We start from the raw sequence: 23,584 nt of genomic DNA, 5'->3' as shown, positions 1-23,584 counted from the left end.
GCGCCGGGCCGTCCCGTGGGCCTGTCCGCCCCCGTGGCCAGCGCCGACACCATCGACTGCGCCCTGGTCGCGGTGCCCTCGGGCCAGATCTCCTGCGAGCAGGCCTCGCGGTACTGGACCAACACCGCCGACTACAACAACAAGGTCGCCCAGGCGCGCGCCGTGGCGACCTTCGACCGTCGCGGTCCCCAGATCCTCGACGCACTGGCCCGCATCGACGAGGCGGCCAACCGCTGCGGCCTCAAGGGCGGCGGCGCCCCGGCCCAGGGCGGTCAGGGCGGCCGGTCCCAGGGCGGTGGCGCCCCAGCCCCGTCCCACGGCGCCCCGGCCGTCGAGACCCCGGGCGTGAACCCGGCCCCGGCCCCGCAGGGCACCGCGGTGACCAGCTCCGGTCAGCCGGCCACCCAGGTCTACGTCCCGGTCGTCGACCAGTGGATCACCGTGCCGGACCTCTACGCCATGGTCCGCGACTTCCTCGGCCGCTTCGGCGTCCACATCTAGCCTCCCGCCCAGGCCAGGGGGCGAAAAGGCCGGCGCGGGGGCGCCGGCGGCAAAAAACGAGGAAAAGAACTTCGGCGAGCGGGGAACCGGCGAGGGGGTCCGGGCAGTCGAACTAGGTGTGTGGGGAAGCAGGCGGCCGCCCGGCCGCCGCCCGCACCGACTACTCGAGGGGGAGAGAACATGTCCGGACAGTTCAGTACCGATTCCGAGGTCATGCAGGCCACGGCCAACCGTGTGGACGGCACCAACAGCGACGTCCGCGGGGAGCTCGACCGCCTGCAGGGCGTCGTCGACGGGGTGCGGGCGTCCTGGAAGGGCGAGGCGCAGCGCAGCTTCGACCACCTGATGGTGCGCTGGGACGCCTCCGCGCGCGACCTGCAGGAGGCCCTGCGCACGATCGCCGACACGATCCGCGGCAACGCCCGCAGCTTCGACGACACCGAGACCGCGAACACCGAAGAGCTCAGGAACGCCGGCGCGGGCCTGCCCATCTAGCACGGGCCGCAGCCGCAGACCGCACGGGAAGACAAGAACACACAGGGGGAGTAGACAACCATGTCCGACATCCAGTACCAGTTCGGGGCCATTTCCGCGGCCTCGGCGGACATCACCGCCACCAGCGGCCGCATCTCCGGCCAGCTGGCCACGCTCAAGTCCGACGTCGCCCCGATGGCCGGCGCCTGGGAGGGCGAGGCGGCCGTCGCGTGGAACGAGGCGCAGACCAAGTGGGACACCGCCGCCGCCGACCTCAACGAGATCCTGCGGACCGTCGCCCGCGTCGTCGAGACCGGCAACGACAACATGTCCAACACCAACCGCTCCGCCGCGGCCGCCTGGGGCGTCTGACCCCCGGGTAGCGCCGACAACCACCGACGCCGCACCGCCGCACCGTTGAACCACCGCCGCGGCGCGCACGCGCCGCGGCGACGCAACGACCGGCGGGCGCCCGGGCGCGGGGCGGGGAGTGGGCGCGAACCGCCGACGGCGACCGACGCGGCGTCGGAAAGCAAGGGAGTAAACGGCACGAGCCGGCCGGGGCCGGGCGACGGGGACCACCCGTCACCCGGCCCCTACACGCGTTTTGCCTTCACCGCCACCGGGCGGGTATCGTTTCCGGTCTGTGTGCCGTGCCTCCCGGGAAACCGGGGGCACGACTGCCCCGGGTCTCCACCGGCCGCCGAGGCATCCCGTTCACGGGCGCACCAGCTTGGCCGGCAGCCCCAAGACAGACTTTCAAGGAGTCATCAGTGTCTACATTCCACCCGAAGAGCGGTGACGTCACGCGCAAGTGGTACGTCATCGACGCCACGGACGTGGTTCTGGGACGCCTTGCCACCCACGCGGCGAACCTGCTGCGCGGCAAGGGCAAGCCGTACTTCGCGCCGAACGTCGACTGCGGCGACCACGTCATCATCATCAACGCGGACAAGGTCGCGGTCAGCGCCAAGAAGCGCCAGCGCGAGATGCGCTACCGTCACTCGGGCTACCCGGGTGGCCTGAAGGCCATGACCCTCGGTCGCGCCCTCGACGAGTACCCCGAGAAGACCGTGGAGAAGGCTGTCAAGGGCATGCTGCCCCACAACAAGCTCTCCCGCCAGTCCGTGAAGAAGCTGCACGTCTTCGCCGGTTCCGAGCACCCCTACGCCGGCCAGCAGCCCGAGTCCTACGAAATCAAGGTGGTGTCCCAGTGACGGAGCCGATCAACAACACCGAGAACACCGAGAACGTGGCTGACGCCGAGGACCTGGCCGCCGCCGCGGCCGCGACCGAGGAGTTCACCAACACCATCGGTGACGCCGTCGCGACCGACACCGAGGCCGAGGGCGACGCCGTCGTCGAGCAGCCCGTGGGCGTCGACGGCCCGATCCAGACCGTCGGCCGTCGTAAGCGCGCCATCGTGCGTGTGAAGATGCAGCCGGGCACCGGTGCGATCTCCTGCAACGGCCGCTCCCTCGAGGAGTACTTCCCGAACAAGATCCACCAGCAGCTCATCCTGGGCCCGCTGACCCTCCTCGAGCGCGAGGGCCAGTTCGACATCCAGGCCAACCTCTCCGGTGGCGGCCCCACCGGTCAGGCCGGCGCGTTCCGCCTCGCCATCGCGCGTGCGCTGAACCTGTACAACCCGGGTGACCGCCCGGCCCTGAAGAAGGCCGGCTACCTCACCCGTGACGCCCGTGCCGTCGAGCGCAAGAAGGCCGGTCTGCACAAGGCCCGCCGCGCCCCGCAGTACTCCAAGCGCTAAACCTTCACCGGTTTCGCTTGCCGACGCCGCCGTCTCCCGCCCGGGAGCGGCGGCGTCGCCGTCTGTCGGGGGAGGTGCGGCCTTTCGGCCGCACTGGTGCACTGTCGCACCGCCGTACTGATGCGCAGCGCGCACCGCGCGCGGCGTCGTCAAGCCACGCCGTGGGCCTGCGCCGGGGAGACGGCACACCGGCAGGCATAATGGGGGACATGACACGACTCTTCGGAACTGACGGCGTGCGTGGCCAGGCGAACACCGTGCTGACCGCCCCGCTCGCCCTCAAGCTGGGTGCGGCGGCCGCGCAGGTGCTCACCGCGGACCTGCCCTCGCACAAGAAGCGGCCGACCGCGATCATCGGCCGTGACCCGCGCGTGTCCGGCGAGATGCTCGCCGCGGCGCTCTCGGCGGGCCTGGCCTCCCGCGGCGTGGAGGTCCTGCGCGTCGGCGTGCTGCCGACCCCGGCGCTGGCCTACCTGACCGACGACTACGGCGCCGACATCGGTGTCATGGTCTCCGCCTCGCACAACCCGATGCCGGACAACGGCATCAAGTTCTTCTCCGCCGGCGGACGCAAGCTGCCCGACGCCGTCGAGGACGAGATCGAGCGCGCCATGGCCGACCTGCCCGCCACCGGGCCGACCGGCACCGGCGTCGGCCGGATCATCGAGGAGGCCCCCGACGCCGAGGACCGCTACCTCAGCCACCTGCGCGAGGCCGTGCGCACCGACCTCAGCGGCATCAAGGTCGTGGTCGACACCGCCAACGGCGCGGCCTCCGCGGTCGCCCCGATGGCCTACGCGGCCGCCGGTGCCGAGGTCACGGCGATCTTCAACAAGCCCAACGCCTACAACATCAACGACAACTGCGGCTCGACCCACATTGAGCAGGTCCAGCGCGCCGTCGTCGAGCACGGCGCCGACCTGGGCCTGGCTCACGACGGCGACGCCGACCGCTGCCTGGCCGTGGACGCCGAGGGCAACGTCGTCGACGGCGACCAGATCATGGCGATCCTGGCCGTGGGCATGAAGGAGCGCAACGACCTGCGCGACAACAAGCTCGTGGCCACCGTGATGAGCAACCTGGGCCTGAAGCTGGCCATGGCCGAGCAGGGCATCGACATCGTGTCCACCAAGGTCGGCGACCGCTACGTGCTCGAGGAGCTGCAGAACCTCGACCTCTCGCTCGGCGGCGAGCAGTCCGGCCACGTGATCATCCCCGAGCACTGCTCCACCGGCGACGGCACGCTGACCGGGCTGTCGGTCATGGCGCGCATGGCGGAGACCGGCAAGTCGCTCAAGGAGCTCGCCTCCGTGATGACCGTGCTGCCGCAGGTGCTGGTCAACGTGCCCGTGGCCGACAAGGCCTCGATCGCCGGGGCCCCCTCGGTCATCGCCGCGATCGCCGAGGCCGAGGAGGAGCTCGGCGACACCGGCCGGGTGTTGCTGCGCCCCTCGGGCACCGAGGAGCTCTTCCGTGTGATGGTCGAGGCGCCCGAGGAGGCCGTCGCCCGCCGCGTGGCCGGCCGCCTGGCCGCGGTGGTCACCGCGGTCTGAGGTCCAGCGTGGTCCGGGCCCGCCCGTATGGGCCCGCGGCACCCGCGGGCCCATACGGGCGGTGCCCCTGAACAGCGGTTTCTCTCCTTGTTGACGGAGGCGGGAACCGGAAGCCCCTCCCGGAGGGTCGAACAGTGGTGTAAGCCAGTTCGCCGATCCAGGAGGGGATCGCCCATGTTGGGCCAGGAAGGGATCAGTCTAGACACGCTGCGCGCCCGCGCGAGGCTCGCCGAGGCCGCGCGCGAGGTCACGCGGCAGTCCTCGGTGCACGCGACCACGAGACCGGCGTTGAGCGCGGCGGCCGCCGGCCGCGACCTCGCCGCCCAAGGCGCGGCGCTGGCCGCGGCCCTGGAAAAGCTGCACGACGCGGGGGCGGCCCGGCTGCGCGCGGTGGGCGAGGGGGTGGCCGTCGTCGACGGCCACGTCAACTGTGTCGACGACGTCGAGCACGACAACACCGCCGCCGTGCGCGGCGTGCCGGGGGTGCCGCGATGAGGCCGGGGATCGGCACCGGGTACGCGGGCGCGGTCGCCGAGCTGACGCGCGCCTCCCGGGGAACCTACCGCGGCCCGCAGGTCCCGCCGGCCGAGCTCGGCGAGCGCCTCGGCGCCTTGAGCGGGCTGGACACCGGTGAGATCCGCACCCAGCTCGCCGCCGCGGCCGGGGAGACAGACACCCGGCCGATGCGGGGCTTGCACGGTGTCCTGATCCAGCTGCTCAAGCACTTCGGCATCGGGCTGCTCATGCACGGCCTCAGCGAGCTGGGCCAGAGCTGGTTCACGCAGAAGGACGACGCGGACAAGGTCGTCGAGGCCGGCGAGGAGGCCTGCCGCGTCATCGACGAGGTCGAGGACGGCTCCGACTCGGCGATGGAGAGCATCGTCGGCCAGCTCGTCGCCTCGGTGCGCGGCATCGCCGCCCAGCTGGGGCTGATCGACCCGGTGGAGCAGCCGGGGGAGTTCCTCGCCTGTGTGAGCGCCGGTGAGGGGCTCATCGACGAGGCCGCCGCCTGCCTGATGGACCTGTGCGAGGGCCGCGACGAGGCGGTCCGCGGGTGCCTGGAGGTGCTGACCGGCCAGGTCGAGGACGCCTGCTCGGAGCCGTGCGAGGCGGAGCGCAACGGCGCGGTGGTACCCGGGGCCTGCCCGCCGGAGGGCTCCTCCGGCGGTGGCTCGGGTGGGTCTTCGGGAGGCTCCTCGGGTACCGGTGGCGGCGCGACTGTCGAGGCCGCAGGCGACTCGGACGGCAAGAACTACAAGGGCGACGGCTCGGGCGAGTCCTCGAGCGATACCGAGATCGAGGACTGCGAGGAGGAGAAGACCACGACGACCTCGACGAAGCCGGTGCCGCCGACCGAGGACTGCGTGGACGAGCCCGCGGACAAGCCGGTCACGGAGAAGGTCGTCCACGCGGAGACCGAGAAGACCGACAAGACCACGGACAAGGAGACCGGGGAGCACGAGTGCCCGCCGGAGGAGAACGTCGAGGAGGAGTGCCCGCCGGAGGAGGAGCCGGTCACCCCGGCCACGGCGGAGTGCCCGCAGCCCGGCGGCCATGAGTCGGTCCTCGGGGTGGGCATCGGCCTGGCGGTCGTCGGCCTGGTCATCGGCGCGGTCGCCGAGTGCATCGAGTCCTCGGGCGTGCTTGAGTGCCCGGTCCCGGAGCCCGCACCCGAACCGGAGCCCGAGTGCCCGGAACCCGAGCCGGAACCGAAGCCGGAACCCGAACCTGAGCCCGCGCCAAAGCCCGAGCCGGAGGTGCCGCTCGACCAGGTGCCCGAGCCCGAGCCGCCGCCCAAGAAGCTGGCCGCCGCCGGCATCGCCCCGGGCGCGGACGCCGCACCCGCGCCTGCACCGGCCCCGGAGCCCGCCCCGGCACCCGCCGCCGAGGCCCCGGCACCCGCACCGGCCCCACCGGCGCCCGAGCCGCCGGCTGACGCCCCGGCGCCCGTGCCCGCCAGCGAGACCAGGAAGGCGGGGCCGTGGTGATGGAGTTCGAGGAGTTCGCGCGCAACTTCCGCGCCCGTGCCGACGCCCGCCTGCGCGACTTCGAGGCCGCCCTCGAGGAGGCCAAGAAGAAGACCGAGACGCCTGCGCAGCCGAAGCGCAGGCAGCCGGGCCAGCGGCAGCGCCAGCGCCGGGGCGGACCCGTGCGCGGCATCCTGCGCCGCTGAGCCGGGGCGACAAGAAGGGACCACAGAAACGGAAGAACAAAAACGGCGCCACCGGGGAAGGTGGCGCCGCGGCGGCGGGACTTGATCCCGCCCGGGGTCAGTTCGCGGGGGAGCGCTCGATGCCGGAGCCGGACTTGAAGCCCAGCGTGTCGGCGCGGTCGGCGAGGTCCTCGCCGGTCAGCGACTCGAAGCCCTTGGCGGTGGCCTCGGGGTCGGCGAAGCCGGAAAGCTTCTTGTCGTCGCCCAGGGTGGCCAGCAGGAAGCCGGTCAGCAGGGCGCGGGCGGTCTCGCGCGCGCCGACCTGCGGGCGGGCCGCACCGAGCAGCAGCTTGAACAGCGTGTCCTCGGTGAAGCCCTGCTGGTTGCCCTTGTCGATCTCGCGGTAGGCCACCTCGCCGCCCCAGGCCTGCGCCAGCGCGGCCGGGTTACCGGCGTCGAGCAGCGCGCTCTCGCCGGAGCCGACGACCAGCCCTGGAACGTCCAGGTGGCGGGCCGCCTCGACCGAGGAGGGGGCGGTGGTCGCCGGGTAGAGCGCGCCGACGGCGCGGATCTTCGTGGAACCCGCCGCGGCGAGCACCGCGCAGCCGGCGCCCATGCCGTGGCCGATGACGCCCAGCTTGCCGGGGCCGACGGTGACGTTGCCGTGGCCGAGGCGCACGCCGGCGAGGATCTGCACGGCCGTCTCGAGGTCGGCGGCGAAGCCGCGGTGGTTCGGCGAGAATCCGGTCTCGGTCTCCGGGGCGGCCACCGCGATGCCCCAGCTGGCCAGGTGGCGCAGCGTGACGTGGTAGTTCTTCAGCCCGCGCAGCCAGTCGTGGCCGAAGGCGACGCCGGGCACGCCGTTGCCCTCGGCGGGCGTGTAGACCTTGCCGGGCAGCCCCGCGTAACTCAGGTCGCCCACGAGCACGCGGTGCGGCCCCCGCTTGGACAGCTTGGACAGGTTCTTGCTCAGATTCTCAGCCACGCCCTAGAGAATATCCGACGCCGTGCATGCCGCGCCGCCGACCGGGCGAATCCGTTTGCACGCGCCCGCCCGGAAAGATCCCGCGGACACCCCCGGCGCGTGCGATTCACGTGGCGGTCGACGCGCCGGTAGCCTGATGGCCATGTGTGGAATTGTTGGATACGTGGGTGACCGGGCGGGGCTGACCGTCGCGGTGGACGCCCTGCGCAGGATGGAGTACCGCGGCTACGACTCGGCCGGTGTCGCCGTCGCCGACCAGGGCCGGGTCTCCGTGGCCAAGCGCGCCGGAAAGCTGGCCAACCTCGAGGACCGGATCGAGGAGATCGGGGCCGACAAGCTGGCCGGGACCACCGCCATCGGGCACACCCGCTGGGCGACCCACGGCCGCCCGGTCGACGAGAACGCCCACCCCCACCTGTCGTACGACGGCAAGGTGGCCATCGTCCACAACGGCATCATCGAGAACTTCGCCGCCCTGCGCGCCGAGCTCGAGCGCGACGACGTGGAGCTCGTCTCCGAGACCGACTCCGAGGTCGCCGCCCACCTGATGGCCAAGGCCTACAACGAGGGCGAGACCGCCGGCGACTTCGAGGCCAGCGCCCTGGCCGTGGTCAACCGCCTCGAGGGCGCGTTCACCCTGTTGTTCCTGCACGCCGACCACCCGGACCGCGTCGTCGCGGCCCGCCGCTCCACCCCGCTGCTCGTCGGCGTCGGTGACGGCGAGATGTTCCTCGGCTCCGACGTCGCGGCCTTCATCGAGTACACCAAGGAGGCCGTCGAGCTCGGCCAGGACAACGTCGTGGTCATCGACCGCGACGGCTACCGCATCCTCAACCTGGACGGCACCGAGGCCACCGGCCGCCCCTTCACCATCGACTGGGACCTCGAGGCCGCGGAGAAGGGCGGCTACGACTCCTTCATGATGAAGGAGATCAACGAGCAGCCCGCCGCCGTGCGTGACACCCTGGCAGGCCACTGCCAGGACGGCCGCATCGTCCTCGACGAGCAGAACTTCTCCGACGAGTTCCTCAAGAGCATCGACCAGGTCTTCGTCGTCGCCTGCGGCTCGGCCTACCACTCGGGCCTTCTGGCCAAGTACGCCATCGAGCACTGGGCGCGCGTGCCCGTCCAGATCGAGGTCGCCAGCGAGTTCCGCTACCGCGACCCCGTCGTCGACGCGCGCACCCTGGTCATCGCCATCTCCCAGTCCGGCGAGACCGCCGACACCCTCGAGGCCGTGCGCCACGCGAAGTCGCAGGGCGCGAAGGTGTTGGCCGTGTGCAACACCAACGGCTCGCAGATCCCGCGCGAGTCCGACGGTGTGCTCTACACGCACGCCGGCCCGGAGATCGGTGTGGCCTCCACCAAGGCCTTCCTGGCCCAGGTGGCCGCCAACTACATCGTCGGCCTGGCCATCGCCCAGGCCAAGGGCACCAAGTACCCCGACGAGATCCGCGAGATCTGGGACACCCTCGAGGAGATCCCCGCCAAGATCGAGCCGCTGCTCGAAGCCGCCGGCCAGTGCGAGGAGATCGCCCACCACCTCGGCGCCCTGCCGACGATGCTCTTCCTCGGCCGCGGCGTGGGCTACCCGGTCGCGCTCGAGGGCGCGCTCAAGCTCAAGGAGCTGGCCTACATCCACGCCGAGGGCTTCCCGGCCGGTGAGCTCAAGCACGGCCCGATCGCCCTGATCGAGGACGACCTGCCCGTCGTCGTCATCGTGCCCAGCCCGCGCGGGGTGCCCCAGCTGCACTCCAAGATCGTCTCCAACATCCAGGAGATCCGCGCCCGCGGCGCGAAGACCATCGTCATCGCGGAGGAGGGCGACACCGCCGTCGAGCCCTACGCCAACTGGCTGATCCGCATGCCGCAGACCTCCACGATCATGCAGCCGCTGCTGGCGACCGTCCCGCTGCAGTTCCTCGCGGCCTACATCGCCCGGGAGTGCGGCAACGAGGACATCGACAAGCCGCGCAACCTGGCGAAGTCGGTGACCGTGGAGTGAGAGGGCACAAGTCCGGGACGAACCTTCTGGAACTGCGGATCGACCTGGACGCCGTTGCGCGCAACACGCGGGCGCTCAAGAAGTCCGTCGACCCGGCCCAGCTGATGGCCGTGGTCAAGGCCGACGCCTACAACCACGGCGCGGTCGAGGTCGCGCGCACGGCGCTTGACGCCGGCGCCGACCAGCTCGGCGTGGCCACTCTCGACGAGGCCCACCAGCTGCGCGAGGCCGGGGTGAGCGCCCCGGTGCTGGCGTGGATCTGGTCGCCGGAGCAGGACGTCGCCTCCGCGCTGGACGCGCACATCGACCTGGCGGTCATCTCGCCGGAGCACGCCCGCGCCATCATCGCCACCGGCCGCCCCGCCCGGGTGACGGTCAAGGTGGAGACGGGCATGCACCGCTCCGGGGTCGACGAGGCGGACTGGGGCAAGGTCTTCGCGATGCTGCGCGACGCCCCGCAGGTCACCGTCACCGGCCTGATGAGCCACCTGGCCTGCGGCGACGTTCCCGGCGACGCGCAGAACAACCTGCAGGCCTCGCATTTCCGCGCCGCGATCGCCCGCGCGCGCACCCTCGGCCTGGCGGTGCCGGTCAACCACCTGACCAACTCCCCGGGCACGCTCTCGCGGCCGGACCTGCGCTTCGAGATGGTCCGCCCCGGTGCGGCCCTCTACGGCCTGGAGACCGTCGCCGGCGTTCCCGAGGGCGAGCACGGCCTCGAGCCGGCGATGAGCTGGGTCGGCCGCATCACCGTGGTCAAGCCCGTCGCCGCCGGCGAGGGCACCAGCTACGGCATGACCTGGCGCGCCCCCGAGGACGGCTACCTGGCCGTGGTGCCGGCCGGTTACGCCGACGGGCTGCCGCGCGCCTGGCAGGGCCGCTTCGGCGTGACCGTCAGGGGCCGCGCTTACCCGCAGGTCGGCCGGGTGTGCATGGACCAGCACGTCATCTTCCTCGGCGACAACCCCGACGGGGTGGCCCCGGACGACGAGGCCGTCATCTTCGGTGCCGGCGGGGTGAGCGCCACCCGGCTGGCCGAGCAGGTCGGCACCATCAACTACGAGGTCGTCTCGCGCCCGACCGGGCGCACCCGCCGCGTCTTCGTGGGCGGTTCGATTGACGACGTCCCGCGGGTCGCCGCGGGCGGTTCCGGCACCGCGGGCGGTGCGCGATGAAGGCCGGGCTCGGTGAGCGCGGCGAGATCCGCGCCGAGACCGCGGAGGACACCCGCGCCTTCGGCGAGCGCCTCGGCGGGCTGCTCGAGGCCGGTGACGTGGTCATCCTCGACGGCCCGCTGGGTGCGGGCAAGACGACCATGACCCAGGGCCTGGCCCGCGGCATGGGCGTGCGCGGCCGGGTGACCTCGCCGACGTTCACCATCGCCCGCGAGCACCGCGCCACCGAGCCGGGCGCGCCGGGGCTCATCCACGTCGACGCCTACCGGCTGCTCGGCGACGGCGGGGGAGACCCCGTCGGCGCGCTCGACAGCCTGGACCTGGAGTCGCGCCTCGACGAGGCCGCCGTGGTGGCCGAGTGGGGCGAGGGGCTCGTCGGCCAGATCGCCGGCACCTGCCTGGTCGTCCACCTGGACCGCACTACGGCGGTGGAGGAGGACCCGGACAGCGAGGCGCGCATCATCTCCTGGCGCTGGGAAGGAAACGACGCATGAGTGACGGACAGCAGACGGACCGAAGCGCCGCAGGCGGCGTGACCGGCGGCGCGCTCTTCGACGCCGGCGGCGACTACGCCGCCTTCCGGCTGGACTACCCGGCCGAGCTCTCCGGGCGCCTGGCCGAGGCCGCCCCGGGCCGCGGGCTGGCCGTCGACGTCGGCTGCGGCACCGGGCAGCTGACCGCCCGGCTGGCCGAGCACTTCCAGCTGACCGTGGGCCTGGACCCGGCCACCACACAGGTGCGCCACGGCACGGGCGCGGCGCGCTACGTCGCAGCCGCCGCCGAGCAGCTGCCGCTGCCGGGCTCCTGCGCGGACCTGATCACCGTGGCCCAGGCCGCCCACTGGGTGGACCTGCCCGGCTTCTTCACCGAGGCCGGACGCATCGCGAAGCCCGCCGCCCCGGTCGCGCTGGTCTCCTACGGGGTGGCCGAGCCCGGGCCGGGCACGCCGGTGGCTGAAGCCTTCCGGGAGTTCTACTACGGGCCCTTCCACCGCTTCTGGGACCCGCGCCGCCGCCTGGTCGAGGAGAACCTGCGCTCGGTGGAAGTGCCGCTGGAGCGGACCTTCCGCGAGGACTCCCACCTGGTCCGCGAGATGGACCTGCACGGTTTCGCCGGCTACCTGGGCACCTGGTCGGCGCTGCGCACCGCCCGCGAGGAGGGCGAGGGCGCGCTGATGGACGACTTCCTGGGGCACCTGGCCCAGCTGTGGGGCGATCCCGCGACGGTCCGCGAGGTGCGCTGGCCGCTGGTCGTCCTCGGCGGCTACGCGCCGGAATAATACTGCCGACGCGTCAACAACTTGGAAGTGTGACTAATCTGTAGGGGTCTTTCAACCACCGCCCCGAAAGGGAGTCCCCGTGCTCACCAAGCCCCATCGCGTCCTCGGCTGGATCATCTTCCTCCTCGGAGCCGTCGGCCTGGCCGCCGCGCTCGTGCTCACCGTCGAGTACCTGCACATCGCCGCCGACGAAGACTACGTCGCCAGCTGCGACGTCAACGCCGTGCTCTCCTGTGGCTCGGTGATGCGCTCGAACTCCTCGGCCGTCATCGGCGGCATCCCGAACTCGCTGTTCGGTGTCGCCGGCTTCGCCGCCGTGACCGCCATCGGCGCGGCGCTGGCCGCGGGTGCCGTCTTCGCCGGCTGGTTCTGGTTCCTCATCCAGGTCGGGGTCACCGTCGCGCTGATCTTCGTGCACTGGATGTTCTACGACTCCGTCTTCGTGCTCGGCCTGCTGTGCCCGTACTGCATGGTCGTGTGGGCGGTGACCATCCCGCTGTTCGTGCTGGTCACCTCCGAGACCGTGCGCAGCTACGGCGGCAGCACCGTGCTCTACCGCTGGCGCTGGCTGATCATCCTCGTGTGGGTTGCGGTTATCGCGGCCGTGGTGATCTCGCGCAACTACGAGTACCTCTTCTGAGCCGTGCTGACTCCGCACTGATCTCGCGCTGATCCGGCGGCGGCGCCCGCCCCGCCGGTCGCCCCAGAGCCTCTCCTCGGGACCCACCGGAGAGTCTCGTCCCAAAACCCGGGCCGCACCCGCTGCGCCCGGGTTTTTCGCGTGTCCGGCGCCGGTATGTCCGGGGTCGGCACCTTTACGTGTCGCCGCGGGGGAAGCATGTTTCCCCCCCCCCCCCCCCCCGAATAAGGGCGGCTTAGGCATGCCTGGGCAAACATATTGAGTTATCTACTAATTCGATAGTGGTTATGTTATGCAGGTGAGCCTAGGCTTAACGTCTGCCGGTCCCGAGGTTCTCGAAAACGAGACGCCGGAACGGGGGACCGGCGGTACCGAAAGGCGGTGGGATCAACGTGTTCCTCGCAAACTTTCTGATCGCCCTGCGAGAGGGCGTGGAGGCCGCCCTGATCGTCGGCATCCTCGTCGCCTACCTCAAGAAGGTCGGGCGCACCGACGTCCTGCCCCGCATGTGGGTCGGCGTGGTCATCGCGGTCGTCGTGCCGCTGGCCGCCGGCGCCCTGATGACCTGGGGCCCCTACACCCTGACATTCCAGGCGCAGGAGATCCTCGGCGGATCCCTCTCGCTCGTCGCCGTCGCCATGATCACGGGGATGATCCTGTGGATGGGCAAGAGCGGCAAGAAGATGGGCGCCGACATCACCGGCAAGGCCGACGCCGCGCTCGCCGACGACGCCTCCGGCCGGGGGATCGTCTGGCTGGCCGTCCTCTCGGTCGGCCGTGAGGGCGTCGAGACCGCCGTCTTCGTGTGGGCCACCGTCAAGGCGACCACCGACGGCGGCTTCTGGCAGCCTTCCGTGGGCGTGCTGACCGGCCTGATCGTCGCCGTCTCCATCGGCTGGCTGGTCTACCGCGGCACCGCCCGGATCAACCTGTCGGTGTTCTTCCAGATCACCGGCCTGCTGCTCATCTTCGTGGCCGCAGGCATCGTCTCCTACGGCATCGGCGACCTCCAGGAGGCCTCCGTCCTGCCGGGCTGGGGCGTGCCGGCCTACGACATCACCGGCTACTTCGACGGCTCGATCCCGGGGCTCTCCCCGGACACGGTCTGGTTCGTCCTTCTCGAGGCGATGTTCAACCTCAACCTCGCCCCGACCTATCTGCAGGTCATCGGCTGGGTGGTCTACCTGGTCATCGTCCTGCCGATCTTCATAATCAACATCCGCGGCACTCGGCGTGCCGTGAAGCGTGCGGAGCGCTCGGGGCGCAGCCCCGAGGGCGACGCCCCCGCCGACGGTTCCGGGCCCGCCCCGGCGACCGCCGTGGACATCGGAAACCCCGGGGTCCACCCGGCGGCCGCGCACGCGTGCTCCCGAAAGGAAGAACAGTAATGAATCGACGCATTCTCTCCGTGGGCGCCGCCGCGCTCGTGCTGCCCGCGGCCCTCGCAGGGTGTGTGGCCAACGACGACGGCGCCTCCTCCGGCACCGACGCCGCCGGCTCCGGTGACCCGATCGCCGTCGAGATCGACGAGACCACCTGCGACGTCGCCGTCAGCGAGGCGACCTCCGGCCAGGTGAAGTTCACCCTGAACAACAAGGGCCCCGCCAAGAACGAGTTCGAGGTCCTCGCCGAGGACAAGCTGCGCATCGTCGGCGAGCTGGAGAACCTCGGGCCCGGCACCACCCGCGACTTCACCGTGCTCCTCGAGCCGGGCACCTACTACACCGCCTGCAAGAAGAACATGGTCGGCTCCCTGGTCGACGCCCGCGAGTTCACCGTCACCGGCGACGCCGTCGAGCTGGCCGCCGACGACAAGGCCGCCATCGACGAGGGCGTCAAGCAGTACGAGGCCTACATCCGCGACCAGTCCGGTCAGCTGCTCGAGGCCACCAAGAACTTCGCCGAGTCCTACAAGGCCGGCGACGACGAGGCCGCCCGCGCCCAATACGCCCCGGCCCGCATGTTCTACGAGCGCATCGAGCCGACCGCCGAGGCCTTCGGCGACATCGACCCCGCCCTCGACGAGCGCGAGGCCGACTACCAGGAGGCCGACGACACCGCCGACCGCGAGTGGACCGGCTGGCACGTCATCGAGAAGGACCTCTGGCAGCCCAAGCCCGAGGACAACGACGGCAAGGCCTACCAGCCCTTCAGCCCGGCCGACCGCGCCAAGTACGCCGACAAGCTGGTCGCCGACACCCGGCAGCTCTACGACCTCGTCTACGCCGACGACTTCGAGGTGAACATCGACGACATCTCCAACGGTGCGATCTCGCTGCTCGAGGAGGTCGCCACCACCAAGATCACCGGTGAGGAGGAGTTCTTCAGCCACACCGACCTGTGGGACTTCCAGGCCAACCTGGAGGGCGCGGAGGTCGCCTTCGGCAACGTCGAGGCCCTGGCCAAGAAGAAGGACCCGGAGCTGACCGAGCAGATCAACCAGCGCATCGGTGACCTCAAGGACGAGCTTGCCAAGTACAAGGAGGGTGACGGCTACGTCTACTACGACACCCTCAACGACCAGCAGACCCGCGAGCTCGCCGACAAGGTCGACGCGCTGCGCGTGCCGCTGGCCAAGCTGACCGAGGCCATCCTGTCGTGACCGACACCCAGGACAACCCCGGCCTGAACGGCACCGACGGCGCGGGCGCCCGGGGCGCGCACACCGCCGACGCCGGTACATCGGACAGCTTCACCGTCAACCGCCGCACGATGCTCATGGGCGGCATCGGCGCCGGCGCCGCGCTCGGCCTGGCCGGGTTCGGCGCGGGCTACGGCACCGCCCGGGCCACCGCGGACAGTCCAGCCTCCGACGAGGTGGTGCCCTTCCGCGGCGAGCACCAGTCCGGCATCGTGACCCCGGCGCAGCAGCAGATGATCGCCGTGGCCTTCGACATGACCGCCGGACGGCGCGAGGACCTCAGGCAGCTGCTCGAGGACTGGACGCTGGCCGCCGAGCGTATGCAGGCCGGCGAGCCGGTCAACGACCCGAAGGCGCGCGACGACGTCCCGCCGGACGACACCGGCGAGGCGATGGGCCTGGGCACCGGTGCCCTGACCATCACCTTCGGCTTCGGCGCGAGCCTGTTCGAGCACCCCGAGGACGGCGACCGCTTCGGCCTGGCCGCCCACTGCCCGCAGGTGCTCAAGGACGGCATGCCGCGCATGGCCGCCGAGAAGATGGACGAGTCCATCTGCAACGGCGACCTACTCGTGCAGATCTGCGGCGAGGACCCGATGGTGGTCCTGCACGCGATGCACCAGTTCAAGCGCATCGCCTTCGGCACCGCCTCGGTCAAGTGGATGCAGCTCGGCTACGGGCGCACCTCCTCGACCTCCACGGAGCAGGAGACCCCGCGCAACTTCTTCGGCTTCAAGGACGGCACCTCCAACATCAAGACGGAGGACACCGACGAGGAGCTGGACAAGCACCTGTGGATCCAGCCCGGCGACGACGCCGGCGACTGGGCCGCGGGCGGCTCGTACCTGTGCTTCCGCAAGATCCACATGATGATGGAGGTCTGGGACGAGCTGATCCTCTCCGAGCAGGAGACGATCATCGGCCGCGACAAGCTCAAGGGCGCGCCCAACTCGGGCGGCGACGAGTTCACCGACCCGGACTTCGAGAAGACCGGCGACGACGGCGAGCCGCTGATCGACCCGACCAGCCACGTGGCCAAGGTCCATCCGTCCCACCACGGCGGCGCGCGGATGCTGCGGCGCGGCTACAACTACACGGAGGGGCTGACCAAGTTCGGCCGGCTCAACGCCGGGCTGTTCTTCATCGCCTTCGTGCGCAACCCCGCGACCAACTTCATCCCGCAGCTGAAGGCCATGTACGACGACCAGATGACCGAGTACCTCCAACACATCGCCAAGGGCATGTTCATCATCCCCGGCGGTCTGCGCGAGGAGGACTCGATGGTCGGTCAGCGGCTCTTCGAGGTCTCGGAGTAGCCCCGCGCGGCCGGGGGAAAGGCACCGCGCCCGCGCGGGCCAGCCCCGGCCGCACTCCCGCCGCCCACGGTGGGAACCACCTGACGCCCGCCTGAGCACAGGCTGTCACGCCCGGGCCCGCCCCATCCGGGGGCAGGCCCGGGCGTCGGCGTGGGTGCACATTCATTTTGTTGCCTAACCGGGCGTTTCCGGGCACAATCGCAGCCGGTAATGCCCGCCGAGTGAAGGAGCCCTGGAGCCCGTGGCAGTGCTAGATTTCCTGGCCGATCAACCCCTCATCGCGATGTTCTTGATCCTCGCGGTGGGTCTGGCGGTCGGCAAGATCAAGGTCGCGGGCCTGGCGCTCGGCGCCTCCGCGGTCCTCTTCGTCGCCCTGGGCCTCAGCGCGATGAACCCGGAGATCAGCCTGCCCACCCTCGTCTACCAGCTGGGCCTGGCGCTGTTCGTCTACGCGATCGGCCTGACCGCCGGCCGCGAGTTCTTCGCCTCCTTCCTCTCGCGCGGCTGGAAGCTCAACGCCTTCCTGGCGGTCTTCCTGCTCGTCCTCGTCGGCCTGACCTACGCGCTCGTGCGGGCCCTCGGCCTCGACCCGATCAAGGGCTCGGGCATGTTCGCCGGCGCCCTGACCTCGACGCCGGCCATGGCCGCCATCGTCGACATGCTCGACGCCTCCCAGGGCGCGGACGTGGTCGTCGGCTACTCGCTGGCCTACCCGGGCGCCGTCATCGCCGCCATCGTCATCGCAGCGGCCGGCTCGGCGATCCTCAAGGTCGACCACGTCGCCGACGCCCGCAAGGAGGGCCTGATCGTCGCGCCGGTGCAGTGGCGCGCGATCTCCCTGCGCAGCGGCATCAGCGGCGCGATCCGCGACCTGCCGGTCGTGGCCGACCAGCCCGTCTCGGCGACCCGCCTGCAGCTGCCCGACGGCACCCACACCCTGGCCGACCCGGACCGCCCGGTCGAGCCCGGCATGGTCGTCGTCCTCAACGGCACCGAGGAGGCCCTCAACGCCTCCGAGGCCGTCCTCGGCGAGGCCGTGCCGATGTCCCTGGAGCGCTCCGGGCTGATGTTCCGCCGCCTGACGCTGTCCAACCCGAACGTCGCCGGCAAGACCGTCGGTGAGCTCGACACCGTCGCCCACGGCTTCACCATCGCCCGCGTGCGCCGCGGCGACTCCGACATCGCCCCGAGCGACGACCTGGTGCTCAACTACTCCGACCGCGTGCGCGTGGTCACCACCCCGGAGCGCCTGCCGGAGGTCAACCGCTTCTTCGGCGACTCCGAGCGCTCCCTGGCCGACCTGAACCTGCTGCCCCTCGCCCTGGGCCTGCTCGCCGGCCTGATCCTCGGCGCGATCCCGATCCCGCTGCCCGGCGGCTCGGTGCTCTCGCTCGGCTTCGGCGGCGGCCCGATCATCGCCGGCCTGATCCTCGGCGCGCTCACCCGCACCGGCGGCATCAACTGGCAGATCCCGTACCACGCCAACCGCACGCTCTCCACGCTCGGCCTGTCGATCTTCCTGGCCGGCGTGGGCACCACCGCCGGCGCGGGCTTCCGCGACGCCCTGACCGACGCCTCCAGCCTCTACTACATCGCCGCCGGCTTCGTGGTCACCGTCGTGGTCTACCTCGTCAGCGCCGCGGTCGGCATGTGGCTGCTGCACCTGACCTGGGACGAGGCGATGGGTGTGGCCGCCGGTGCCTCGACCAACCCGGCCGTGATCTCTTACCTCAACGAGCAGACCGGCACCGAGCTGGCCGCCCGCGGCTACGCCACCGTCTACCCGACGGGCATGGTCGGCAAGATCATCGCCGGCCAGCTGCTGGTCCTGCTGCTCGTCTGACCGGGGCGGGGCAGTAGGGTTGCGCGTGTGACAACGCTCGCCCTGGACACCTCAACCGCCCGCCTCGTCGTCGGACTCGTCGACGAGATCTCCGACGCCGCCCGCTCCGCGCCCGTCGTGCGCGCCGCCCGCGTGCTCGACGACGCCCGGCGCCACAACGAGCTGCTCGTGCCGACCATCGCCGAGGTGCTCGCCGAGGCGGGCCTGACCTACGCCGACATCGACCGGGTGGTCTGCGGCTGCGGCCCGGGCCCCTTCACCGGCCTGCGCGTCGGGATGGCCACCGCCGCCGCCACCGCCGACGCCCTGGGCGTGCGCCTGCGCGGGGTCTGCTCCCTGGACGCCGTGGCGCGCTCGCCGCGCCTGAGCGGGAGGGTCGCGCTCGTCGTCTCCGACGCGCGGCGCCGCGAGGCCTACTGGGCCACCTACGACGCCGCCGGTGACCGCACCGCCGGCCCCGAGGTCTGCGCTCCGGCCGACCTGCCGGTGCCCGAGGGCCTCGCCGTGGTCAGCGCGCCGGACACGCTCGCGGAGAAGCTGCCGGAGACCGGTGACGCCGAGCGCGTCGAGCTCTACCCGGAGCCTGCCGGCCTGGTCACCGCCGACGAGGTCGAGTTCCGACCCATCTACCTGCGCCGCCCCGACGCCGTCGCGCCGACGGTGCGCGTCTCCCCGGCGCTGCGCCCGTGAGCGGGCGCCCGATTGACGACGTCGCGCCCGGCGCCGTCGGCGGTGACGGCGCCGCGGGCCGGGACGGCGCCGCAGGCGGCGCCGTGACCTGGCGCGGGCTCGAGGGCCGCGACGCCGCGCGCTGCGCGGAGCTGGAACGCCTCCTCTTCCCGGGCGAGAGCCCGTGGCCCGAGCGGGCCTTCCGCGAGGAGTTCGCCGCGCGCTCGACGATCTACGTCGGCTGCGAGATCGACGGCCTGCTCGTCGGCTACGCCGGCCTCGGCATCGTTGGGCCCCTGCGCGACCCCGAGTTCGAGGTGCACACCGTGGGCGTGGACCCGAAGTTCCAGGGCCGCGGGCTCGGCCGCGGGCTGATGGACGTCCTGCTCGCGGAGGCCGACCGCCTCGGCGGGCCGGTCTTCCTCGAGGTGCGCACGGACAACGCACCGGCCATCGGCCTCTACGAGTCGCTCGGCTTCGAGCGCATCGGGATCCGCCGTGGCTACTACCAGCCCTCGGGGGCGGACGCGTACACGATGCGCCGCGCGGGCGTCGGAAATTGAGACGGTGCGCCGCGCGCGCCGGTGAGGTGTGCGCGGGACGGCGCGTCCGGGCCCGTTTGACCGGCTCGGTAACCTTGAGCACATGATCATCCTGGGTGTGGAGTCCTCCTGCGACGAGACCGGCGTCGGCTTGGTGCGCCTCGACGACGACGGCACGGTGACGGTCCTGGCCGACCAGGTCGCCTCGTCGATGACCCAGCACGCCCGCTTCGGCGGGGTGGTGCCGGAGATCGCCTCGCGCGCCCACCTCGAGGCCGTCGTGCCCGTCATGCGCGCTGCGCTCAAGGAGGCCGGCATCGAGCGCCCGGACGTGGTGGCCGCCACCGTCGGGCCGGGCCTGGCCGGGGCGCTGCTGGTCGGTGCCTCGGCGGCGAAGGCCTACGCGGCGGCCTGGGGCGTGCCCTTCTACGGCGTCAACCACCTCGGCGGGCACGTCGCCGTCGGCTCGCTGACCGGCGAGGGCGGGCTCGGCCACGCCGTCGCGCTGCTGGTCTCCGGCGGGCACACGCAGTTGCTCGAGGTCGGCGCCGACGGGCTGCCGGTGCGTGAGCTCGGCTCCACCCTCGACGACGCCGCAGGCGAGGCCTACGACAAGGTCTCCCGCCTGCTCGGCCTGGGCTACCCGGGCGGGCCGGCCATCGACTCCGCCGCCCGCGACGGCGACCCGGAGGGGATCGCCTTCCCGCGCGGGCTGATGCGTGCACGCGACGAGGAGCACGGCCACCGCCACGACTTCTCCTTCTCCGGGCTCAAGACCGCCGTGGCCCGCCACGTCGAGGCCGCCGAGCGCGAGGGCCGCACCGTGCGCGTGGCCGACGTGTGCGCCTCCTTCCAGGAGGCCGTCTGCGACGTGCTGACCTTCAAGGCCGTGCGGGCCTGCCGGGACACCGGCGCGGACACGCTGCTGCTCGGCGGGGGAGTGGCGGCCAACTCGCGGCTGCGCGAGCTCGCCGCCGAGCGGTGCGCGGCCGCCGGGATCGTGCTGCGGGTGCCCGAGCCCAAGCTGTGCACCGACAACGGGCTGATGATCGCCACGCTGGCGGCCAAGCTCATCCACAGCGGGGCGCGGCCCTCAGGCTACTCGGTGGGCACGGATACCTCGCTGGAGGTCGACACCCCGCTCGTCGCGGGCTGAGGGGCACGGCGGGTCTGTGCGCGGGGCCGCAAGCACCGAGGCGCGGTGAACCCGCGGCGTCGGCGCGGTGAACGAGAGGTGGCCTGCGCTGCGGAAACATCGGATCCGGGTTAGCGTGAGCCTGACTCCGGCCCGTACCGACCCGATCGAGGACCCTCATGACCCGTGGCCTGCTGGTGCAGCCTGACCTCTCCCGCCGCGTCGTCGACTTCGAGCTCGACGACGCGGCCGAACTGCTCGGCGGCCCGGTCGACGGCCGCGTCTCCGTCGTCTTCCAGGAGGAGGGCGACGTCTACGCCGCGCTCTAAAGCGCCGGCGCCGCGGCCGCCGGTGCCGAGCCCAACCCGGTCGCCTCCCTGGCCCGCAACGAGGCCGCGACCGGCAACTCCGCCTTCCTGCCCGACCCGACCCGCGCCATCAGCGGCCCGGTGCTCTTCGTCGGCGCCGACGGCGAGGACATCGACGAGGACACCGTCGCCCGCGTCGACGACGCCGTGCGCGCCGTCGAGGCCTACCGCGAGGACGAGCCCGAGGACTTCGCCCTCTGGCGTGCCGCGGTGCTCAACCTCGCCAACTGACCCGCCGGCGCGGTGGCGCACGGGCGACGCCTCACGGGCGCTCGCCCGGAACCGTGCCGTGCCCGCGCACTCCCGGCTTTCGGCCCGCCTCCCGCGACCCTGCGGGGTGCGGGCCTTCGCCGTCCCGCGGGCGTCCCGGTGCTGGCAGTCATGGTTGTTGAATGCTGGCACTCCCGGGGGTAGAGTGCCAAACAGGTTGACGGACACACAGTTGTCCACCCGCGACGGCGGCTGTGCCTCACTTCCGCGACCCGCAATGAACGAAACTTTCAGCAATGGAGGAATGACAGTGGCAAACGTCAACATCACCCCGCTCGAGGACCGCATCCTGGTCCAGATCAACGAGGCCGAGACCACCACCAAGTCCGGCCTGGTCATCCCGGACACCGCCAAGGAGCGCCCGCAGGAGGCCACCGTCATCGCCGTCGGCAAGGGACGCTTCGATGACGAGGGCAACCGCGTGCCCGTGGACGTCAAGGAGGGTGACACCGTCATCTTCTCGCGTTACGGCGGCACCGAGATCAAGTACGACGGCGAGGACTACCTGATCCTCTCCGCCCGCGACGTGCTCGCGGTCGTCGGCAAGTAAGGGAGGTCCTCTTTTATGGCGAAGCTCATCGCATTCGATCAGGAGGCCCGTGAGGGCATCCTGCGCGGCGTCGACACCCTGGCCGACGCCGTCAAGGTCACCCTGGGCCCGCGCGGCCGCAACGTCGTGCTGGACAAGGCCTTCGGTGGCCCCACCGTCACCAACGACGGCGTGACGATCGCCCGCGAGATCGACGTCGAGGACCCCTTCGAGAACCTCGGCGCCCAGCTGGTCAAGGACGTCGCGATCCGCACCAACGACAACGCCGGTGACGGCACCACCACCGCCACCCTGCTGGCCCGCGCCATCATCAGCGAGGGACTGCGCAACGTCGCCGCGGGCGCCAACCCGCTCGAGCTCGGCGCCGGCATCCACGCCGGTGTCGAGAAGACCGTGGAGCTGCTCCGCGAGCGCGCCACCGACGTCGCCGACGCCGAGGCCATCGCCCAGGTCGCCACCGTCTCCTCGCGCGACGAGCGCGTCGGCGAGATGGTCGCCGGGGCCATGGAGAAGGTCGGCCGCGACGGTGTGGTCACCGTCGAGGAGAGCCAGTCCATGGAGTCCTCCCTGGACGTCACCGAGGGCGTTTCCTTCGACAAGGGCTACCTGTCGCCCTACTTCATCACCGACACCGAGGCGCAGCAGGCCGTGCTCGACGACGCCGTGGTGCTGCTGGTGCGCAACAAGATCTCCTCCCTGCCGGACTTCCTGCCGATCCTGGAGAAGATCGCCGACTCCGGCAAGCAGGCCCTGATCATCGCCGAGGACGTCGAGGGCGAGGCCCTGCAGGCCCTGGTGGTCAACGCCATCCGCAAGACCCTCAAGGTCGCCGCCGTGAAGTCCCCGTACTTCGGCGAGCGCCGCAAGGCCTTCATGGATGACCTGGCCGTGGTCACCGGCGCCACCGTCGTCGACCCGGACCTGGGCATCTCCCTGGCCGAGGCCGGCCCCGAGGTGCTCGGTGCCGCCCGGCGTGTCACCATCACCAAGGACGAGACCGTGATCGTCGACGGCGCCGGCTCCGCGGAGGACGTCGAGTCCCGCCGCGCGCAGATCCGCCGCGAGATCGAGACCACGGACTCCTCCTGGGACAAGGAGAAGGCCGAGGAGCGCCTGGCCAAGCTGTCCGGCGGCGTGGCCGTGCTGCGCGTCGGCGCCGCGACCGAGACCGAGGTCTCCGAGCGCAAGCTGCGCGTCGAGGACGCCATCAACGCCGCGCGCGCCGCGGTGCAGGAGGGTATCGTCGCCGGCGGCGGCTCCGCGCTGACCCAGATCTCCCGCGAGATCGACGAGTACGCCGAGCAGTTCGACGGCGACACCCGCGTCGGTGTGCGCGTGCTGGCCCACGCGCTGACCAAGCCGACCTTCTGGATCGCCGAGAACGCCGGCCTGGACGGTGCCGTGGTCGTCTCCCGCACCGCCGAGCTGCCGAACGGGGAGGGCTTCAACGCCCAGACCCTCGAGTACGGCAACCTCATCGACGACGGCATCATCGACCCGGTCAAGGTCACCCACAACGCGGTGGTCAACGCCGGTTCGGTGGGGCGCATGGTGCTGACCACGGAGGCCTCCGTGGTCAACAAGCCGGCCGAGCCCGCCCAGGGCGCCGGCCACGGCCACCAGCACTAGCGCCACCAGCACTAGCGGCTGAACACGGCCGCGCCGCCGTCGCGGACGAACGACGAAGGCCCGTCCCCTCACTCAGGAGGGGGCGGGCC

General features: G+C 71.7%; 24 protein-coding genes and 1 pseudogene. 24 read left to right on the top strand and 1 reads right to left on the bottom strand.

All coding sequences use genetic code 11. From position 1 onward, the window contains the following. Nucleotides 1–33 precede the first annotated feature (33 nt). The 9 genes from QP119_RS10785 (at nucleotide 34) to QP119_RS10745 (ending at nucleotide 6,469) form a co-directional block, all read left to right on the top strand. Complete coding sequence (locus tag QP119_RS10785; RefSeq protein WP_284776081.1) at nucleotides 34–501, top strand: hypothetical protein; 468 nt, start codon at nucleotides 34–36, stop codon at nucleotides 499–501. Nucleotides 502–681: 180 nt separating this feature from the next. Further along, the gene (locus QP119_RS10780) at nucleotides 682–996 is read left to right on the top strand and encodes a WXG100 family type VII secretion target (protein WP_284776079.1); all 315 of its coding nucleotides are present in this window, start codon (nucleotides 682–684) and stop codon (nucleotides 994–996) included. A gap of 60 nt (nucleotides 997–1,056) precedes the next feature. Next, nucleotides 1,057–1,347, top strand: a complete 291-nt coding sequence (locus tag QP119_RS10775; protein ID WP_284776078.1) for a WXG100 family type VII secretion target — start codon at nucleotides 1,057–1,059, stop codon at nucleotides 1,345–1,347. A gap of 401 nt (nucleotides 1,348–1,748) precedes the next feature. Next, nucleotides 1,749–2,192, top strand: a complete 444-nt coding sequence (rplM, locus tag QP119_RS10770; RefSeq protein WP_284776076.1) for a 50S ribosomal protein L13 — start codon at nucleotides 1,749–1,751, stop codon at nucleotides 2,190–2,192. Next, nucleotides 2,189–2,743 (top strand): 30S ribosomal protein S9, encoded by a 555-nt coding sequence (rpsI, locus tag QP119_RS10765; RefSeq protein ID WP_284776074.1) that lies wholly within the window; start codon nucleotides 2,189–2,191, stop codon nucleotides 2,741–2,743. Before rplM ends, rpsI begins: the two co-directional genes overlap by 4 nt. A 209-nt stretch (nucleotides 2,744–2,952) precedes the next feature. Further along, a complete protein-coding gene (gene glmM, locus QP119_RS10760) occupies nucleotides 2,953–4,296 on the top strand; it encodes a phosphoglucosamine mutase (RefSeq protein ID WP_284776073.1) in 1,344 nt (447 codons plus the stop codon). A 174-nt stretch (nucleotides 4,297–4,470) separates the two neighbouring features. Further along, nucleotides 4,471–4,791, top strand: coding sequence for a hypothetical protein (locus QP119_RS10755; protein ID WP_284776071.1), 321 nt, complete (start codon nucleotides 4,471–4,473; stop codon nucleotides 4,789–4,791). Then, nucleotides 4,788–6,284: a hypothetical protein gene (locus QP119_RS10750; RefSeq protein WP_284776068.1), complete on the top strand. Its 1,497-nt coding sequence runs from the start codon at nucleotides 4,788–4,790 to the stop codon at nucleotides 6,282–6,284. Before QP119_RS10755 ends, QP119_RS10750 begins: the two co-directional genes overlap by 4 nt. Next, the gene (locus QP119_RS10745; protein WP_284776066.1) at nucleotides 6,278–6,469 is read left to right on the top strand and encodes a hypothetical protein; all 192 of its coding nucleotides are present in this window, start codon (nucleotides 6,278–6,280) and stop codon (nucleotides 6,467–6,469) included. The genes QP119_RS10750 and QP119_RS10745 overlap by 7 nt, the downstream gene beginning before the upstream one ends. Before the next feature lie 97 nt (nucleotides 6,470–6,566). On the opposite strand, the gene QP119_RS10740 is transcribed toward QP119_RS10745, so the two are convergent. Then, nucleotides 6,567–7,433 carry a dienelactone hydrolase family protein gene (locus tag QP119_RS10740; RefSeq protein WP_284776064.1) on the bottom strand — a complete coding sequence of 289 codons (867 nt, stop codon included), beginning with the start codon at nucleotides 7,431–7,433 and terminating at the stop codon, nucleotides 6,567–6,569. A 142-nt stretch (nucleotides 7,434–7,575) separates the two neighbouring features. Here QP119_RS10740 and glmS point away from each other — a divergent pair, with 142 nt between their 5' ends. From glmS to groL, 15 genes and pseudogenes are all read left to right on the top strand, one after another. After that, entirely contained in the window at nucleotides 7,576–9,438 is a 1,863-nt protein-coding gene (glmS, locus tag QP119_RS10735; protein WP_284776062.1) for a glutamine--fructose-6-phosphate transaminase (isomerizing), read from the top strand. Next, complete coding sequence (gene alr, locus QP119_RS10730) at nucleotides 9,435–10,613, top strand: alanine racemase (protein ID WP_284776060.1); 1,179 nt, start codon at nucleotides 9,435–9,437, stop codon at nucleotides 10,611–10,613. The genes glmS and alr overlap by 4 nt, the downstream gene beginning before the upstream one ends. Continuing rightward, nucleotides 10,610–11,107 carry a tRNA (adenosine(37)-N6)-threonylcarbamoyltransferase complex ATPase subunit type 1 TsaE gene (gene tsaE, locus QP119_RS10725; RefSeq protein ID WP_284776058.1) on the top strand — a complete coding sequence of 166 codons (498 nt, stop codon included), beginning with the start codon at nucleotides 10,610–10,612 and terminating at the stop codon, nucleotides 11,105–11,107. Before alr ends, tsaE begins: the two co-directional genes overlap by 4 nt. After that, nucleotides 11,104–11,892 carry a class I SAM-dependent methyltransferase gene (locus QP119_RS10720; RefSeq protein WP_284776055.1) on the top strand — a complete coding sequence of 263 codons (789 nt, stop codon included), beginning with the start codon at nucleotides 11,104–11,106 and terminating at the stop codon, nucleotides 11,890–11,892. The genes tsaE and QP119_RS10720 overlap by 4 nt, the downstream gene beginning before the upstream one ends. Nucleotides 11,893–11,971: 79 nt before the next feature. Further along, nucleotides 11,972–12,532: a vitamin K epoxide reductase family protein gene (locus QP119_RS10715; RefSeq protein WP_284776053.1), complete on the top strand. Its 561-nt coding sequence runs from the start codon at nucleotides 11,972–11,974 to the stop codon at nucleotides 12,530–12,532. A gap of 392 nt (nucleotides 12,533–12,924) precedes the next feature. Further along, the gene (gene efeU, locus QP119_RS10710) at nucleotides 12,925–13,920 is read left to right on the top strand and encodes an iron uptake transporter permease EfeU (protein ID WP_284776052.1); all 996 of its coding nucleotides are present in this window, start codon (nucleotides 12,925–12,927) and stop codon (nucleotides 13,918–13,920) included. Further along, nucleotides 13,920–15,134, top strand: coding sequence for an iron uptake system protein EfeO (efeO, locus tag QP119_RS10705; RefSeq protein WP_284776050.1), 1,215 nt, complete (start codon nucleotides 13,920–13,922; stop codon nucleotides 15,132–15,134). The genes efeU and efeO overlap by 1 nt, the downstream gene beginning before the upstream one ends. 110 nt (nucleotides 15,135–15,244) lie before the next feature. Next, nucleotides 15,245–16,489: a Dyp-type peroxidase gene (locus QP119_RS10700; RefSeq protein ID WP_423777803.1), complete on the top strand. Its 1,245-nt coding sequence runs from the start codon at nucleotides 15,245–15,247 to the stop codon at nucleotides 16,487–16,489. Nucleotides 16,490–16,736: 247 nt separating this feature from the next. Then, nucleotides 16,737–18,332, top strand: a complete 1,596-nt coding sequence (locus QP119_RS10695; protein WP_284776089.1) for an aspartate:alanine exchanger family transporter — start codon at nucleotides 16,737–16,739, stop codon at nucleotides 18,330–18,332. Nucleotides 18,333–18,359: 27 nt separating this feature from the next. After that, nucleotides 18,360–19,022, top strand: a complete 663-nt coding sequence (gene tsaB, locus QP119_RS10690) for a tRNA (adenosine(37)-N6)-threonylcarbamoyltransferase complex dimerization subunit type 1 TsaB (RefSeq protein ID WP_284776046.1) — start codon at nucleotides 18,360–18,362, stop codon at nucleotides 19,020–19,022. A gap of 83 nt (nucleotides 19,023–19,105) precedes the next feature. Beyond that, nucleotides 19,106–19,564 carry a ribosomal protein S18-alanine N-acetyltransferase gene (rimI, locus tag QP119_RS10685; protein ID WP_284776087.1) on the top strand — a complete coding sequence of 153 codons (459 nt, stop codon included), beginning with the start codon at nucleotides 19,106–19,108 and terminating at the stop codon, nucleotides 19,562–19,564. A gap of 82 nt (nucleotides 19,565–19,646) precedes the next feature. Continuing rightward, complete coding sequence (gene tsaD / locus QP119_RS10680; protein ID WP_284776045.1) at nucleotides 19,647–20,699, top strand: tRNA (adenosine(37)-N6)-threonylcarbamoyltransferase complex transferase subunit TsaD; 1,053 nt, start codon at nucleotides 19,647–19,649, stop codon at nucleotides 20,697–20,699. A gap of 158 nt (nucleotides 20,700–20,857) precedes the next feature. Then, nucleotides 20,858–21,277: pseudogene (locus QP119_RS10675) on the top strand (hypothetical protein). A gap of 289 nt (nucleotides 21,278–21,566) precedes the next feature. Next, complete coding sequence (gene groES / locus QP119_RS10670) at nucleotides 21,567–21,866, top strand: co-chaperone GroES (protein WP_075663288.1); 300 nt, start codon at nucleotides 21,567–21,569, stop codon at nucleotides 21,864–21,866. Between the two features lie 15 nt (nucleotides 21,867–21,881). Further along, on the top strand, nucleotides 21,882–23,495 hold the full coding sequence (gene groL / locus QP119_RS10665) for a chaperonin GroEL (protein ID WP_284776043.1): 1,614 nt from the start codon (nucleotides 21,882–21,884) through the stop codon (nucleotides 23,493–23,495). Nucleotides 23,496–23,584 lie beyond the last annotated feature (89 nt).

Source organism: Corynebacterium frankenforstense, assembly GCF_030211955.1.
GTDB lineage: Bacteria > Actinomycetota > Actinomycetes > Mycobacteriales > Mycobacteriaceae > Corynebacterium > Corynebacterium frankenforstense_A.
Note: the sequence above shows the minus strand (reverse complement) of the source record. Positions and strands in the feature narration are given on the sequence as shown.